At 72.9% G+C, this 15,694-nt stretch carries 11 protein-coding genes; 5 read left to right on the top strand and 6 right to left on the bottom strand.

Annotated elements, in window-relative coordinates; genetic code table 11:
- Positions 1–259 precede the first annotated feature (259 nt).
- The gene (locus ABZ449_RS32355) at positions 260–1,114 is read left to right on the top strand and encodes a hypothetical protein (protein ID WP_360353278.1); all 855 of its coding nucleotides are present in this window, start codon (positions 260–262) and stop codon (positions 1,112–1,114) included.
- Between the two features lie 136 nt (positions 1,115–1,250).
- On the opposite strand, the gene ABZ449_RS32350 is transcribed toward ABZ449_RS32355, so the two are convergent.
- On the bottom strand, positions 1,251–3,761 hold the full coding sequence (locus ABZ449_RS32350) for a DUF3516 domain-containing protein (RefSeq protein ID WP_360353276.1): 2,511 nt from the start codon (positions 3,759–3,761) through the stop codon (positions 1,251–1,253).
- 113 nt (positions 3,762–3,874) lie between these two features.
- The gene (locus ABZ449_RS32345) at positions 3,875–4,351 is read right to left on the bottom strand and encodes a hypothetical protein (RefSeq protein ID WP_360353274.1); all 477 of its coding nucleotides are present in this window, start codon (positions 4,349–4,351) and stop codon (positions 3,875–3,877) included.
- A gap of 316 nt (positions 4,352–4,667) precedes the next feature.
- Between ABZ449_RS32345 and ABZ449_RS32340 the strand changes: the two genes are divergently transcribed.
- Positions 4,668–5,783, top strand: a complete 1,116-nt coding sequence (locus ABZ449_RS32340) for an 8-amino-7-oxononanoate synthase (RefSeq protein ID WP_360353302.1) — start codon at positions 4,668–4,670, stop codon at positions 5,781–5,783.
- 31 nt (positions 5,784–5,814) lie between these two features.
- Here ABZ449_RS32340 and ligD read toward each other — a convergent pair whose 3' ends face one another.
- Positions 5,815–6,822, bottom strand: coding sequence for a non-homologous end-joining DNA ligase (gene ligD / locus ABZ449_RS32335; protein WP_360353273.1), 1,008 nt, complete (start codon positions 6,820–6,822; stop codon positions 5,815–5,817).
- Positions 6,823–6,888: 66 nt separating this feature from the next.
- Between ligD and ABZ449_RS32330 the strand changes: the two genes are divergently transcribed.
- Positions 6,889–7,950 carry an ATP-dependent DNA ligase gene (locus tag ABZ449_RS32330; protein ID WP_360353271.1) on the top strand — a complete coding sequence of 354 codons (1,062 nt, stop codon included), beginning with the start codon at positions 6,889–6,891 and terminating at the stop codon, positions 7,948–7,950.
- A gap of 75 nt (positions 7,951–8,025) precedes the next feature.
- Here the strand turns inward: ABZ449_RS32330 and ABZ449_RS32325 are convergent, their stop codons facing one another.
- Together ABZ449_RS32325 and ABZ449_RS32320 are read right to left on the bottom strand one after the other, a co-directional pair.
- Positions 8,026–9,399, bottom strand: a complete 1,374-nt coding sequence (locus tag ABZ449_RS32325; protein WP_360353269.1) for a serine hydrolase — start codon at positions 9,397–9,399, stop codon at positions 8,026–8,028.
- Positions 9,400–9,659: 260 nt separating this feature from the next.
- On the bottom strand, positions 9,660–11,054 hold the full coding sequence (locus ABZ449_RS32320; RefSeq protein ID WP_360353267.1) for a serine hydrolase domain-containing protein: 1,395 nt from the start codon (positions 11,052–11,054) through the stop codon (positions 9,660–9,662).
- A gap of 454 nt (positions 11,055–11,508) precedes the next feature.
- Here ABZ449_RS32320 and tdh point away from each other — a divergent pair, with 454 nt between their 5' ends.
- Positions 11,509–12,537 carry an L-threonine 3-dehydrogenase gene (gene tdh, locus ABZ449_RS32315; protein ID WP_360353265.1) on the top strand — a complete coding sequence of 343 codons (1,029 nt, stop codon included), beginning with the start codon at positions 11,509–11,511 and terminating at the stop codon, positions 12,535–12,537.
- A gap of 31 nt (positions 12,538–12,568) precedes the next feature.
- Positions 12,569–13,762 (top strand): glycine C-acetyltransferase, encoded by a 1,194-nt coding sequence (locus ABZ449_RS32310; RefSeq protein ID WP_360353263.1) that lies wholly within the window; start codon positions 12,569–12,571, stop codon positions 13,760–13,762.
- Positions 13,763–13,971: 209 nt separating this feature from the next.
- On the opposite strand, the gene ABZ449_RS32305 is transcribed toward ABZ449_RS32310, so the two are convergent.
- Positions 13,972–15,594 carry a hypothetical protein gene (locus ABZ449_RS32305; RefSeq protein ID WP_360353262.1) on the bottom strand — a complete coding sequence of 541 codons (1,623 nt, stop codon included), beginning with the start codon at positions 15,592–15,594 and terminating at the stop codon, positions 13,972–13,974.
- Positions 15,595–15,694 lie beyond the last annotated feature (100 nt).

The following is a 15,694-nucleotide window of genomic DNA, read 5'->3' as shown; positions in this document are numbered from 1 at the left end:
CCTGGTGGTGATCGAGCGGCGCCAGAGCAAACCTGCCAGAAGATCGGTGTGAGGATGTGCCGATTGCCACAGTGTCGAAGGTCACGACTCCGCCGCTGATCACGGGCTTGACGTGGGGTCGAGCTTCAGGTTACCGACGGGTAGGGCGGGGCGGTCCTCCGGGGCGGCGAGCGGGCGGCGGACGGCTCCCGGAGGACGATGATCCACAACCCCCGACCCCGTGATCCACGCCACCCCCGGGGTGCTTAGAATCTGCGCCATGACCACGCAGGGGGAGCACACCCCGACTCCGGGAGAGGGCCGGGAAGGCCAGGCAGGGCAGCACGTCGGTGGGGGTGTTGACGCCGCGGAGGGAACGGACCGCAGGCGGGGCCGTCGGCTGACGGCCCGTCGAGCGGCCGGGTGGATCGTCGTGGTCGGGGTGGTCGCGGCCGGGGGGTGGATCATCACCCGCCCGATGCCCGGCGACTACATACCCGGGCTCGGCCCGTCCAGCAAGGACGCGACCGCGACGCCGCGGGTGGTGGGTGCCCCGCCGCCGCGCACCGACCCCGAGGCCCTCAACGTCGACATCCTCTTCCCCGCCCAGCGGCCCGTCGAGGTCGGCGCGTTCAAGGCGCGGCGCAACGGCGTCCGGCAGGGCGAGAACTGCGTCGAGGTGCTCCAGGAACGCATCCAGGACCCGCTGAAGGACACCGGCTGCCAGAGCTACCTGACCGTCAGCTTCACCGGCCAGGACCACCCGGTGCTCAGCAGCGTCACCCTGCTGCGCTTCCCCGACCAGCCCTCCGCCGCCAGGGCCGCCGACGCCCTGCGGGCCAAGCCCGGCGCGGTCGCCTTCATCCTCGCCGACACCAGCACCGCCCCCGCCCAGCAGCCCGGCGGCGCCCGGACGGGCGGCGAGCCCCGGGTCGAGGCGGTCGGGCACTACGTGACGGTCACCAGCTCGCGGTCGGGCGACGGCCGCCCGACGGGCACCACCCCGAGCGGCCAAGGGACGCCGACCGCGCCCGGCCAGACGGCCACCGGCACGGCGCCCAGCACCGAACAGAACCTGGAGGAGGCCACCCGCGCGCTCTCCTACGCGGCGGGCTCGCCGTTCGCCTGGATGTGACGGCGGCCCGGCTCAGGCTGACGACGGCGTGACCGACGACGCCTGACGGCGCCTGACGACGAATCCCCCCGGAAGCCGTGGCCTCCGGGGGGATTCGTCATCGTCATGACCGGACCGGATCGGACCGGGGCCCGGCTCAGCCGCCGAGCCGGTCCACCGAGGTCACCCGCACGACCGCCCGGCCCTCCTCGTCCGAGCCGTACAGGTCGACCTCGGCGCTGATGCCCCAGTCGTGGTCGCCCTCCGGGTCGTCGAAGATCTGCCGGACCCGCCAGGCGGAGTCCTCCTCCTCGATGATCAGCATCTTCGGGCCGCGCGCGTTCGGGCCGGTACCGAGGTCGTCGTACTCCTCCCAGTACCCGTCCATGGCGTCCGCCCAGCGGTCCGCGTCCCAGCCGTACTCGCCGTCCAGCTCGCCGAGCTCCTCGTAGTGCTCCAGCGCGCACAGCTCGACCCGGCGGAACATCTCGTTGCGCACCAGGACGCGGAAGGCGCGGGCGTTGGCGGTGACCGGCGCCGGCTTGTCGTCCAGCCGCACCTCGGCGGCCTGCGGCTCGGTCGGGTTGGCCAGCTGCTCCCACTCGTCCAGCAGGCTGGAGTCGACCTGACGGACCAGCTCGCCGAGCCAGGCGATGACGTCCTTGAGGTCGTCGGTCTTCACGTCCTCGGGGACGGTCTGCTCCAGCGCCTTGAACGCGCCGGCCAGGTAGCGCAGCACGATGCCCTCGGTGCGGGCCAGCTCGTAGAACCCGACGTAGTCCGAGAAGGTCATCGCCCGCTCGTACAGGTCGCGGACCACCGACTTGGGCTGCAGCTGGTGGTCGCCGATCCACGGGTGCGCCCGGCGGTACACCTCGTAGGCGTGGGTGAGCAGCTCCTCCAGCGGCTTCGGGTAGGTGATCTCCTGGAGCCGCTCCATCCGCTCCTCGTACTCGATGCCGTCCCGCTTCATCTCGCCGACGGCCTCGCCGCGCGCCTTGTTCTGCTGTGCGGCGAGGATCTGGCGCGGGTCGTCGAGGGTCGCCTCGACGACCGAGATCACGTCCATCGCGTACGAGGGCGAGGTCGGGTCGAGCAGCTCGAAGGCGGCCAGCGCGAAGGTGGACAGCGGCTGGTTGAGCGCGAAGTTCTCCTGGAGGTCCAGGGTGAGCCGGACGATCCGGCCCTCGGAGTCCGGCTCCGGCAGCCGCTCCACCACGCCGCCCTCCAGCAGCGAGCGGTAGATGGCGATCGCGGTGCGGATGTGCCGGCGCTGCGCGGCCCGGTCCTCGTGGTTGTCGGTCAGCAGCTTGCGCATCGCCTCGAAGGCGTTGCCCGGGCGGCCGATCACCGACAGCAGCATCGCGTGGCTCACCTTGAACCGGGAGACCAGCGGCTCGGGGTCGGCGGCGATCAGCTTGTCGAAGGTCTCCTCGGTCCAGCCGACGAAGCCCTCCGGGGCCTTCTTCCGGACGACCTTGCGCTTCTTCTTCGGGTCGTCCCCGGCCTTGGCGATCGCCTTGTCGTTCTCGATCACGTGCTCCGGCGCCTGCGCCACCACCTGGCCGACGGTGTCGAAGCCCGCCCTGCCGGCCCGGCCGGCGATCTGGTGGAACTCCCGGGCGCGCAGGATGCGCACGCGCTGCCCGTCGTACTTGGACAGCGCGGTGAACAGCACCGTGCGGATCGGCACATTGACGCCGACGCCGAGGGTGTCGGTGCCGCAGATGACCTTCAACAGGCCCGCCTGGGCGAGGCGTTCGACCAGTCGGCGGTACTTCGGCAACATGCCCGCGTGGTGCACCCCGATGCCGTGGCGGACGAAACGGGACAGGTTGCGGCCGAACTTGGTGGTGAAGCGGAAGTTGCCGATCAGGTCGGCGATGGCCTCCTTCTCCGCCTTCGAGCACATGTTGATGCTCATCAGCGACTGGGCCCGCTCCACCGCCTCCTTCTGGGTGAAGTGCACGACGTAGACCGGCGCCTGGCCGGTCTGCAGCAGCTCCTCCAGGGTGTCGTGCATCGAGGTGCGGCGGTACTCGTAGAACAGCGGCACCGGGCGGGTCGCGTTGCGCACCACCGTGGTCGGACGGCCCGTGCGGCGGGTCAGGTCCTCCTCGAAGCGGCGGACGTCACCGAGCGTCGCGGACATCAGCAGGAACTGCGCCTGCGGCAGCTCCAGCAGCGGGATCTGCCAGGCCCAGCCGCGGTCCGGCTCGGCGTAGAAATGGAACTCGTCCATGACGACCTGGCCGATGTCCGCCCGGGTGCCGTCGCGCAACGCGATCTGGGCGAGCACCTCGGCGGTGCAGCAGATGATCGGCGCGGTCGGGTTCACACTCGCGTCGCCGGTCATCATGCCGACCTGCTCGGTGCCGAACATCTTCACCAGGTCGAAGAACTTCTCCGACACCAGCGCCTTGATCGGGGCGGTGTAGAACGTCCGCTGCCCCTCCGCCAGCGCCGCGAAGTGCGCCCCGGCCGCCACCAGGCTCTTGCCCGACCCGGTCGGCGTCGCCAGGATCACGTTGTTCCCCGAGACCAGCTCGATCAACGCCTCCTCCTGTGCCGGGTACAGGGTGATCCCCCGCTCCTCCGCCCAGGCTGCGAACGTCTCGTACAGCGCGTCGGGGGTGGCGGGCTTCGGCATCAGATCAAGGAGGGTCACCCGGCTATCTTGCCTGCTCGCCGCCACCCCGGGCAAAGCCCGGGGCGGCAAGGGGCGGGTCAGGGCGCGACGCGGGGCGCGGAGGAGGGGAGGGTCACGGGATTTCGGCACTCCTACGCGGTCACGGCCGCCCGGCCGACCTTGAGCGCGATGTCGGCGTAGGCCTGGTGCGCCTTGGCGGGGGAGGCGCCGTGGACGACGTCCCCGGAGACCAGGACGCCGAAGTACCGCGGCGCGGGCTGGTCGCTGTCGCCCTTCGGGGCCTCGACGTCGCAGGGCACGTAGAGCCGGACCGTCGCTTCCCCGGGGGCGTTCGTGGAGTTCAGGACCCACCCGGTCGCGCGGGAGCCGAAGCCGAGTGGGGCGGACCCGGGACCGGCGCCGGGGCGGACCGCCCGGGGACGGCGGGACGAAGCGGTCGACGTCGGGTCCAGCCCCGCTGCGGCGCCCGCGTCCCGGACGGAGGTGTACGCGGCGTCGAGCTTGTCCACGGAGAAGTTCGCCGCGCCGCTGACGCCGGGAACTCCCTCCACGGCCTTGCCGCCGGAGAGCCACGGATTCATGCGACGCTCGAATTCGAGGTCGGTCACTTGCCACCCCCCAGTGAAGATCGAACGGAGAGAATCGAACGCTTTGTGACCTGCCGATAGGCGCCCGGGGAAGCTCGGGAAAGCCTTTGCTCAAGTGGGGATCGGGAATCCCAGCAGTTGAATCAGCGTGAACGGGAGGTTAATGCCGGGGGAAATGTGATTTCGCACTGTGCCGATCCGCACATTGCCCGACACCCGCCGACGTGCCAGAGTGCCGAGCATGAATCATCCGCTCGCGGCCGAGCCGCGCCCCGCCGCCCCCGCCTCCGTCCCCGCGCCCGCGCACGTCTTCGACTGGCTCGACGAGACGGCCGCGATGCGGGCGGAGGCCGGGCTGACGAGGACGCTGCGCAGCCGGACGGCGGACGACGCGGTGCTGGACCTCGCGGGCAACGACTACCTGGGGCTGACCAGGCATCCGGTGGTCGTCCGGGCCGCGGCGGACGCGGCGCTGCGCTGGGGCGGGGGCTCGACGGGGTCGCGGCTGGTGACCGGGACGACCGCGCTGCACACCGAACTAGAGGAGGAGCTGGCCGAGTTCTGCGGGGTGGAGGCCGCGCTGGTGTTCTCCTCCGGGTACACGGCCAACCTCGCGGCGCTGACCGCGCTCACCGACCCGGACACCCTGATCGTCTCCGACGCCTACAACCACGCCTCGCTGATCGACGGCTGCCGGCTCTCCCGCGCCGACGTCCACCGGGCCCCGCACGGTGACCCGGCGGCCGTCGCCGAGGCGCTCGCCGGGCGGGCGCAGCCGCGGGCGCTGGTGGTCACCGACTCGGTGTTCTCGGTGGACGGCGACGCGGCTCCGCTGCCCGCGCTGTCCCAGGCCGTCCGCGCGCACGGTGCCGCCCTGCTGGTGGACGACGCGCACGGGCTGGGCGTGCTCGGCCCCGGCGGCACCGGGGCGCTCGCGGCGGCCGGGCTCGCCGGGCAGCCGGACACCGTGGCCACCGCCACCCTCTCCAAGTCGCTCGGCTCGCAGGGCGGCGTCGTCCTCGGTCCGCGCCGGGTGATCCGCCACCTCACCGAGACCGCCCGCACCTTCATCTTCGACACCGGTCTCGCCCCGGCCGCCGCCGGCGCCGCCCTCGCCGCCCTACGGCTGCTGCGCGCCGAGCCGGCCCGCGCCGAGCGGGCCCGCGAGGTGGCCCGCACCCTGGCCCGGCAGCTCACCGCCGCCGGACTGCGGGCCTGCGAGCCGCAGGCCGCGGTGGTGTCCGTCCGCGCGCCGGGCCCCGAGGCCGCCGTCGCCTGGGCCGCCGACTGCCGCCGCGCGGGCCTCGCCGTCGGCTGCTTCCGCCCGCCGTCCGTCCCGGACGGCATCTCCCGGCTGCGCCTCACCGCCCGGGGTGACCTCACGGACGGGCAGATCGCCGAGGCCGTCCGCATCGTCGCCGCCCTCGCCCCGGCGGGCGCGCGGGGCGAATGAACCGGCGGGCCGGCTTGCGCCGCTCGGCCGGCTACTTCTTCTTCGCCCGGCTCGGTTGCACCCGGGTGGGCTCGCCGGCGGCCTTGGGGTGGTCGGGCGGGTAGGGGAGTTCGCCGAGACCCTCGTCGTGGAGTTGCTTGTCGTAGAGCTCCAGCAGGGCGTCCAGCCGGTAGGCGTGCTGCTCCATCTCGGCGTTCAGGTCGCCGAGTTCGGCGAAGCGGGCGGGGACGGTGCGCAGGTCGAAGTCCTCGGGGGCGGCGTCGTCCAGCTCCTCCCAGCGCAGCGGGGCGGAGGCGGTGGCGCGCGGGCGGGCGCGCAGGGAGTAGGCGGAGGCGATGGTGCGGTCGCGGGCCATCTGGTTGTAGTCGACGAAGATCCGTTCGCCGCGCTCCTCCTTCCACCAGGCGGTGGTGACCTTCCCGGGCATCCGCTGCTCCAGCACCCGGCCGAGGGCGATCACCGCGTGCCGCCCGTCGGTGAAGGTCCACTCGGGCACCAGCGGCACGTAGACGTGCAGCCCGCGCCCGCCGGAGGACTTGGGCCAGCCGCGCAGCCCGTACTCCTCCAGCAGGGCGCGCAGCTCGTGGGCGGCGCGGACGGCGTCGTGGAAGTCGGTGCCGGGCTGCGGGTCGAGGTCGATGCGCAGCTCGTCCACGTGGCCGGTGTCGGAGCGCCGCACCGGCCAGGGGTGGAAGGTGAGGCAGCCCAGGTTGGCCGCCCACAGCACGGCGGCCGGCTCGGTGGGGCAGATCTCGTCGGCGGAGCGGCCGGAGGGGAACTCGATCCGGGCGGTGGGCAGCCACTCCGGCAGGCCCTTGGGCGCGCGCTTCTGGTAGAAGAACTCGCCGTCCACCCCGTCCGGGAAGCGCTGCAGGGTGGTCGGCCGGTCGCGCAGTCCGCGCAGCACCCCGTCGGCGACGGCCAGGTAGTACTGCGCGACGTCCAGCTTGGTGAAGCCGCGCTCCGGGTAGTACACCTTGTCCGGGTGCGACAGCCGGACGGTGCGCCCGGCGACTTCCAGTTCCACGGCTGAGCCCATGTCCCACACGCTAAGCGCCGGGCGCCCGGCGCGCGCCCCGAGGTGAACCGGGCGAGGATCGGACGCATGGACCTGCCCGTGATGCCACCGGTGGCGCCGATGCTCGCCAAGTCGGTGGCCAGGATCCCGCCCGGGATGCAGTACGAGGCCAAGTGGGACGGCTTCCGCTCGATCGTGTTCCGTGACGGGGACGAGGTGGAGCTCGGCAGCCGCACCGGCAAGCCGCTGACCAGGTACTTCCCCGAGCTGGTCGAGGCGTTCGAGCGGGAGCTGCCGCCGCGCTGCGTGCTGGACGGCGAGGTGGTGATCGCCCGGGACGGCCGGCTGCGCTTCGAGGAGCTGCTGGAGCGCATCCACCCCGCCGCGAGCCGGGTGAAGCTGCTCGCGGAGCGGACCCCGGCCTCCTTCGTCGCCTTCGACCTGCTGGCCCTCGGGGAGGAGAGCCTGCTGGAGGAGCCGCTGTCGGTGCGCCGCCCGGCCCTGGAGGCCGCGCTCGCCGACACCGCCGACCCGGTGTTCACCGCCCCCGCCGCCACCGACCTCGACCTCGCCGGGACCTGGTTCGCCGAGTTCGAGGGCGCCGGGCTGGACGGGGTGGTCGCCAAGCCGCTGGACCAGCCGTACCGGCCGGGGGAGCGGACCATGTACAAGATCAAGCACGAGCGCACCGCCGACTGCGTGGTGGCCGGCTACCGCGAGCACAAGAGCGGCCCGGTCGTCGGCTCGCTGCTGCTCGGCATCTTCGACGACGACGGCAGGCTCCAGCACGTCGGCGTCTGCGCGGCCTTCTCGATGGCCCGCCGCCGTGAACTCGTGGAGGAGCTGGCCCCGTTGCGGATGGAGGACCTCTCCCGGCACCCCTGGGGCGGCTGGGCGGACGAGGCCGCGCACGCCGAGGGCCGGCTGCCCGGCGCGGTCAGCCGCTGGACCGGCGGCAAGGACCTCTCCTGGATCGCGCTGCGCCCCGAGCGGGTGGTCGAGGTCGCGTACGACCACATGGAGGGCACCCGGTTCCGGCACACCGCGCAGTTCCGCCGCTGGCGGCCGGACCGTACGCCGGAGACCTGCACCTACGCGCAGCTGGAGGAGCCGGTCTCGTACGACCTCGGCAAGGTGCTGGGGATCTGACGGCGCACCGGATCCGGCGGGACGTGACGCGCGGGAGGCCCGACCGGGACCGGTCGGGCCTCCCGCGGGCGCGGTTCAGGAGACGTGCAGCGTGGCGGGGGGCGAGGCCGGCGTGGTCCCCGTGGGCGAGGCCAGCGGACTCGGCGAGGCAGTCGGGGAGGCAGTCGGCGAGCCCGTGGGGGACGGCGAGGCAGTCGGGGAGCCCGAAGCGGGCGGGGTGGGCAGCGTGTAGACGTTGTTCGGCGAGACGATCTGGGTGATCGCCCGGGCCAGGAACGTCGAGGGCTCCGAGCCGTCGTGGGTGATGTCGGTGTTCAGCAGGATGGCCAGGCTGGCGTTGGCCTGCGGCAGGTGGATCACCACGCTCTCGTAGCCGGGCAGCGAGCCGTTGTGGCCGATCCACCCGTGGGTGGTGAAGATGCCGAAGCCGTAGCCGAGGTCGGGGGTGTTCCCGACTGTCACGAACTTCAGCCGCTGTGCCTGGGTGGCGGGCTTGAGCAGCGGCTCGCCGGTGGCCAGCTCCTTCGCCCAGGTCTGCAGGTCCGCGAGCTGGGAGATGGCGGCGCCGGCGGCCCAGCCCCAGGACGGGTTCCAGGTGGTGGAGTCCTCGACGGCTCCGCTGAGCGTCTGGTTGGTGTAGCCGTGGGCGTGCGGGTCGGGGAAGGCCGCGTCGACCGGCAGGCTGGTCTTCGAGAGCCCGCCCGGGGTGAACACCTGCTGCTGTAGGAAGTCGTGGAGCGGCTGCCCGCCGACCTTCTCGACCACCAGGCCGAGCAGGATCAGGTTGGTGTTGGAGTACTCGAACTGGGCGCCCGGCGCGAAGTCCGCCGGGTGCTTGAACGCGTACCCGAGCAGCTGCTCCGGGGTGAAGGGCCGGTTCGGGTCGTTGAAGAACGCCTGCTGGAAGTCGCTGTCCAGGGTGTAGTTGAACAGGCCGCTGCGCATCTCGCCGAGCTGGCGCAGGCTGATGCCGTCGCCGCCGGGCACGTTCTGGACGTACTTGGAGATCGGGTCGTCCAGGCCCAGCTTGCCCTGGTCCACCAGCCGCAGGATTCCGGTGGTGGTGAAGGTCTTGGTGACGCTGCCGATCCGCATGTACAGGTCGGGCGACATCGGTGTCCCCGCGTTCTTGTCGGCGACGCCGAAGGTGCGCTGGTAGGTGCCGTCCGGGGCGGTGTAGCCGACGATCACCCCGGGGATGGAGACCTCGCTCATCACCTGCTTGATCGCTGCGTCCAGGCGGCTCGTGACGTCCGGGGTGAGCGGCACCACGCCGCCGGTGGGGCTGCCGGTCGGCGTGGCGGTCGGGCTCAGCGCGGCCGGTTCGGCGGTGACGGCCGGACCGGCCTGCCGCACGGGCTCGGCGTCCCCGGAGCAGGCGGAGACGGCGAGCAGGCCGCTCAGCGCGAGGGCCGCGGAGGCCACCCGTACGGAGTGGGGGACGCTCACGGAGCGGGGAACGGCCGGTCGGGGCCGTCGGGTGTCGGTCATCGGCGCAGGCGGCCTCTCTGGGGCGGACGGCCCCGTGTCGAAGGGCCCCGGAGTGCGGCTCGGCCGGGCCGGAGCGCTGCTCCACGGGGCGCGGGGGAGCGTCGCCACCGTAAGCACCGCCGCCGGACGGCCGCGCGCGGGTCGCGGTCCGACTGGACCGAACGGGAGTGCGGGTCAGCCGAGTGCTCCGCCCGGCTGGCGGCCGACCGCCGGGCAGCTCAACCGATCGCGTCGGAGGACGGCGAGGTCGGCGAGGACGGCGAGGACGGCGAGGACGCCAGGGTCGGCGAGGACGCCGGGGCCGACCCGGTCGGTCGGGGCGGGAGCGTGTAGACGTCGTTCGGCGTGACGATCTTCGTGATGGCCTCCGCGAGCAGCGTCGAGAGGTCCGAATCCTGGTACGGGACATCGGTGTTGAGCAGGATCACCAGACTGGCGTGCGCCTTCGGCAGGTAGACAACCAGGCTCCCGTACCCGGGAGTCGTGCCGGGATGGCCGACCCACCCGTGGACGTCGAGCACTCCGAAGCCGTAGTCGATCCCGGGGACACCGGTGGGCTTCCCCTTCAGCCGCTCCGCCTGGGTGGCGGGCTCGAGCAGTGGCTCGCCGGTGGCCAGCGCCTTCGACCAGGTCCGAAGATCGGCGAGGTTCGAGATCGCGGCGTCGGACGCCCACCCCCAGGACGGGTTGAAGTCGGTGGCGTCCACGACCGAGCCGTCGCGGGGGTCGCGGGTGTAGCCGCGCGGGTGCGGGTCCGGGAAGGTCGCGTCGGTCGGGAAGACCGTCCTGTGCAGCCCGGCCGGGGTGAACACCTGCGCCTTCAGGAAGTCGCCCACCGGTCGGCCGCTGACCTTCTCGACCACCAGGCCGAGCAGGATCGTGTTGGTGTTGGAGTACCCGAACCGGGTGCCCGGCGGGAAGTCGGCCGGGTGCCTGAAGGCGTACGCGAGCAGCTCCTCCGGGGTGTAGGGGCGGTTCGGGTCGTCGACGACGGCCTGCCGGAAGTCGGCGTCCTGGGCGTAGTCGGACAGGCCGCTGCGCATCTCGCCGAGCTGGCGCAGGGTGATGCCGTCGCCGCCGGGCACGTCCGGGACGTACGTGGAGACCGGGTCGTCGAGGTCCAGCCTGCCCTGGTCCGCGAGCCGCAGGACGGCGGTGGTGGTGAAGGTCTTGGTCACGCTGCCGAGGCGCACGTACATGTCGGGGGACATCGGTGCGCCGGTGGTCTGGTCGGCGACGCCGAAGGTGCGCTGGTAGCCGCCGCCGGGGGCGGTGTAGCCGACGATCACGCCCGGGATGGAGGCCTCGTTCATCAGCTGCCTGATCGCGGCGTCCAGGCGGCTCGTGACGTCCGGGGTGAGCGGCACCACGCCGTCGGTGGGGCCGGCGCCCGGTGTGACGGACAGGCCGAGCGCGGCCGGTCCGGCGGTGACGGCCGGACCGGCCCGCCGCGCGGGGTCCGCGTCCGCGGCGCAGGCGGGGCCGGCGAGCATGCCGGTCAGTGCGAGGGCGGCGGAGGCCACCTGTACGGAACGGGGGACGGCCCGTACGGAACGGGGGACGGCCCGGACGGAGCGGGGGGTGCCCGGACGGGGCCGGCGGATCCTGGTCATGTGGGGAGGCGCCTCTCTGGGGCGAAGGGCCCCGGAGCGCTGCTCCACGGGGCCGATGGGAGCGGCGCCACCGTAAGCACCGCCGCCGCCCGCCCGCGCGCGGGTCGCCTCCCGGCTGGTCCGAACGGGCCCGCCGTCAGCCGAGTGCCCCCGTCCGACTGGCGCCGCGCTGTCAAGTACCCCGGCCGGCCCGTCGGTTGGTGTCGTGGCGGCCGCTCCGCGCTCGGCCGGACGGGTGAGCACCGGCACGCCGCACCCGCCGTCGGCCGCTGCTCGGGCACGATCGTTCAGCCCAGCTGTGGCCGCCCTTAAGAATTCCTCGATGGACCGCACCCCCTCCGACCAGGCAGATTTCTGCCTGCCCGGAGCGCGTCCGTCAGGAGCGGCCGTACCGGGCCCCCTCGGCCTGCCCGACCCCCGAAGGCCGTCCCCGCGCACGTCAGGAGCCGTTGCCGTGAAGGCACTCGTCAAGCAGCAGGCCGAGCCCGGCCTCTGGATGATCGATGTCCCGAAGCCCGAGATCGGCCCCGGCGAGGTGCTGATCAAGGTCCTGCGGACCGGCATCTGCGGCACCGACCTGCACATCCGCAAGTGGGACGGCTGGGCCCAGCAGACCATCAGGACCCCGCTGGTGCTCGGCCACGAGTTCGTCGGCGAGGTCGCCGAGCTCGGCGCCGGCGTCGCGGACATCGCGGTCGGCGACCTGGTCAGCGGCGAGGGCCACCTGGTCTGCGGCAAGTGCCGCAACTGCCTGGCCGGCCGCCGCCACCTGTGCCGCAACACCGTCGGCCTGGGCGTCAACCGCGACGGCGCCTTCGCCGAGTACGTGGCCCTGCCCGCCTCCAACGTCTGGGTGCACCGGGTGCCGGTCGACCTGGACGTGGCCGCGATCTTCGACCCGTTCGGCAACGCCGTGCACACCGCGCTGTCCTTCCCGCTGGTCGGTGAGGACGTGCTGGTCACCGGCGCCGGCCCGATCGGCATCATGGCCGCCGCCGTCGCCAAGCACGCCGGCGCCCGCAACGTGATGATCACCGACGTCTCCCCGTACCGCCTCGAACTGGCTCGCCAGGTCGGCGTCTCGCTGGCGCTCGACGTCTCCGAGCACACCATCGAGGAGGGCCAGCAGAAGCTCGGCCTGCGCGAGGGCTTCGACGTCGGCCTGGAGATGTCCGGCCGCCCCGAGGCGATGCAGTCGATGATCGCCAACATGACCCACGGCGGGAAGATCGCCATGCTCGGCCTGCCCGCCGAGCAGTTCCCGGTGGACTGGGCCTCGATCGTCACCTCGATGATCACCATCAAGGGCATCTACGGCCGCGAGATGTTCGAGACCTGGTACGCGATGTCCGTGCTGCTGGAGGGCGGCCTGGACCTCAGCCCGGTGATCACCGGCCGCTACGCCGCCGACGACTTCGAGGCCGCCTTCGACGACGCCGCCGCCGGCAACTGCGGCAAGATCATCCTCGACTGGACCGCCTGAGCCACCCCGCCGATCCGATAGGAGTCTGCTCGTGTTCGACAACGTGCGCGCCGATGTCGCCACCACCCTCGACGAGATCCGTGAGGCCGGCCTGTTCAAGCCCGAGCGGGTGATCGGCTCCCCGCAGAGCGCCGCGGTCACCGTGACCGCCGGCGGCCGCCCGGGCGAGGTGCTGAACTTCTGCGCCAACAACTACCTCGGCCTGGCCGACCACCCCGAGGTGCTCGCCGCGGCCAAGGACGCCCTGGACCGCTGGGGCTACGGGATGGCCTCGGTCCGCTTCATCTGCGGCACCCAGGACGTCCACAAGGAGCTGGAGGACCGCCTCTCGGCCTTCCTCGGCCAGGAGGACACGATCCTCTACTCCTCCTGCTTCGACGCCAACGGCGGTGTCTTCGAGACCCTGCTGGACGACCGCGACGCCGTCATCTCCGACGCGCTGAACCACGCCAGCATCATCGACGGCATCCGGCTCAGCAAGGCCCGCCGCCACCGCTACGCCAACCGTGACCTGGCCGACCTGGAGAAGCAGCTCCAGGACACCCAGGACGCCCGCCGCCGACTGATCGTCACCGACGGCGTGTTCTCGATGGACGGCTACGTCGCCCCGCTGCGCGAGATCTGTGACCTGGCCGACCGCTACGACGCCATGGTCATGGTGGACGACTCGCACGCCGTCGGCTTCGTCGGCCCGGGCGGCCGCGGCACCCCCGAGCTGCACGGCGTGATGGACCGCGTGGACATCATCACCGGCACCCTCGGCAAGGCGCTCGGCGGCGCCTCCGGCGGCTACGTCGCCGCCCGCCGGGAGATCGTCGCCCTGCTGCGCCAGCGCTCCCGCCCGTACCTGTTCTCCAACTCGCTGGCCCCGGTGATCGCGGCCGCCTCGCTCAAGGTGCTCGACCTGGTCGAGGAGTCCAACGAGCTGCGCGAGCGGCTCGCGGCCAACACCGCGCTGTTCCGCACGAAGATGACCGAGGCCGGGTTCGAGATCCTGCCCGGCGACCACCCGATCGCCCCGGTGATGATCGGCGACGCGGCCAAGGCCGGCCGGCTCGCCGAGCTGCTGCTGGAGCGCGGCGTGTACGTGATCGGCTTCTCCTACCCGGTGGTGCCGCACGGCCAGGCCCGGATCCGGGTGCAGCTGTCCGCGGCGCACTCCACCGAGGACGTCGAGCGCGCCGTCGCGGCCTTCGTGGACGCGCGCGCCGCGCTGGAGGGCTGAGCCCTCCCGGCTCCCGAGACTGCCCGTGGGCCGGACCGCTCGGAACCGGACCGGCCCACGGGCTCACAACTGCCGTGCGGCGGAGGCGAATCGTTTCGCCCCCGCCGTGCGGACCAAAGACCACCTGCCCCACCCTCCCACCCCGGGGGCGGGACGCCGGCCCGGCCGACGTCCCGCCCCCGTCGTGGTTCCCGGAGGGCGGGCACCGATCAGTCCTCCTCGTTCCAGCCCTGGTCGTCGTCGCCCTGGTCGTCACCCAGGTCGTCGCGGTGGTGGACTCCGGCGGGCTTGGCGAAGACCTGGGACTTCTCCTCCGCCGCCGGGCCGCTGGTGCCGGCGACCAGGTTGCCGCTGGTCGACCCGAACACCACGGCCCTGCCGGAGGCCGCCACGAACGGCTGGTTCGACCAGCCGTTGCCGAGCGAGCCGTCCGGCGCGGTCGAGACCCGCTCGGTGCGGCCGGTGCGCAGGTCCTGGCGGTAGACGTCCCAGCCCGGGTGCTGCGGGCCCGCCACCAGGTTGTCGGCGGCGGACTCGAAGTAGAGCCAGCGGTTGTCGGCGGTGATCGAGCCGTGGTCGGAGGAGCCGACCGAGCTGGTGCCGGGCAGACCGCCGCTGACCTTCGTCACGGTGCCCTTCTTCAGGTCCCGGACGTAGAGCACCGTGTGGTACCGGTGGCCGCTGGTGGAGCCGCCGGGCTCGGTCAGGGTGTAGATCGCGCGTCGCCCGTCGGGGCTGATCGTCGCCTCGAAGCTGGAGTTGCCGACCTGGCCGTCCAGGCCCACGCTCACCGGCGTGAGCGTCCTGGAGCGCACGTCGTAGGTGTAGTAGACGGCGGAGGTCGGGCGGGCCAGGCCCGGCTGCGCCACGTTCTGCGCGGCATTCTGCGCCACGTTCTGCGGGACGCTGCGGCGCGCGGCCTCGGCGGCACTCGGGGTGAGCTCCACGTCGGCGGAGGCGGCGGCCGCGGTCGCGGTCGCGGTCGCGGCGGCGAGGCCGGGGGTCTGCTCGGCCGGCAGCAGGTCGGAGAGGGAACCGAAGCCGATGGTGCGGCCGTCCGCGCTGATCGTCGGGCGGAAGGACGTGCTCTCGCCCGGCCTGCCGTTCACGTCGTGGGAGATCAGCCGGGTGGTGTGGGTCCGGCGGTCGGTGAGGTAGATGTTGAGCTTCCAGGTGTAGGGCCGGGTGAGCGAGGGCGCGGAGGTGGGCTCGGGCTCGGGGTCCACGACGGTCGGGTCCAGGTCCGTCCGGGAGGACACGAAGGCCACGTACCGGCCGTCGGCGCTGATCGAGGGCGCGTACGAGTAGTGGAACCTGTCGGGGTCGGTGCTGGTGAGCCCGCCGCTGACCAGCTCGGTGCGGCCGGTCTTGCGGTCCCGGACGTACACCTCGTTGCGGCCCTTGACCTGCATGCCGGGCACCACGTTGTCGGCGTCGGTCTCGAAGGCGACGTAGCGGCCGGTGCCGCTGATCGAGGCCTGCTCGACCCAGCCGTTCACCGGCTCGCCAGAGTCGGACAGGCTGACCAGCTCGGTGCGGCCGTTGCGCAGGTCCTTCACGTAGGCGTTGCGCGCGCTCGCCGTGGGCTGGGACACCAGGTTCCTGGCCCAGGAGGTGAACAGCGCGTAGCGGCCGTTCGCGCTGACGCCCGCGCCGAAGGACGAGTCGTCGGGCGCGGCGCCGTTCAGGCCGACGCTGACCTGGGTGGTGCCCTGCGGCACCGGGGCGGCCTGGGCCGGCGCGGCGGCGACGGCGAGCAGGGTGGCCGCGGCCAGGACGCCGCCGCCGCCCGACAGCCACCGGTTGCGGGTCGTCCGGGTGGTACGTGTCATGAGGTTCTTCCTCCCCAGCGATCGCCCGGCCGGGCTCCCTCCCGGCGACGGGCTTTCCGCAGAGCCAATCGTCGGGAGGGCGAGGGGGTCAACGGCCCCG

The sequence above is a fragment of the Kitasatospora sp. NPDC005856 genome (genome assembly GCF_040629945.1).
In the GTDB taxonomy this organism is placed as follows: Bacteria; Actinomycetota; Actinomycetes; order Streptomycetales; family Streptomycetaceae; genus Kitasatospora.
This window is presented reverse-complemented; position numbering and strand designations above follow the sequence as displayed.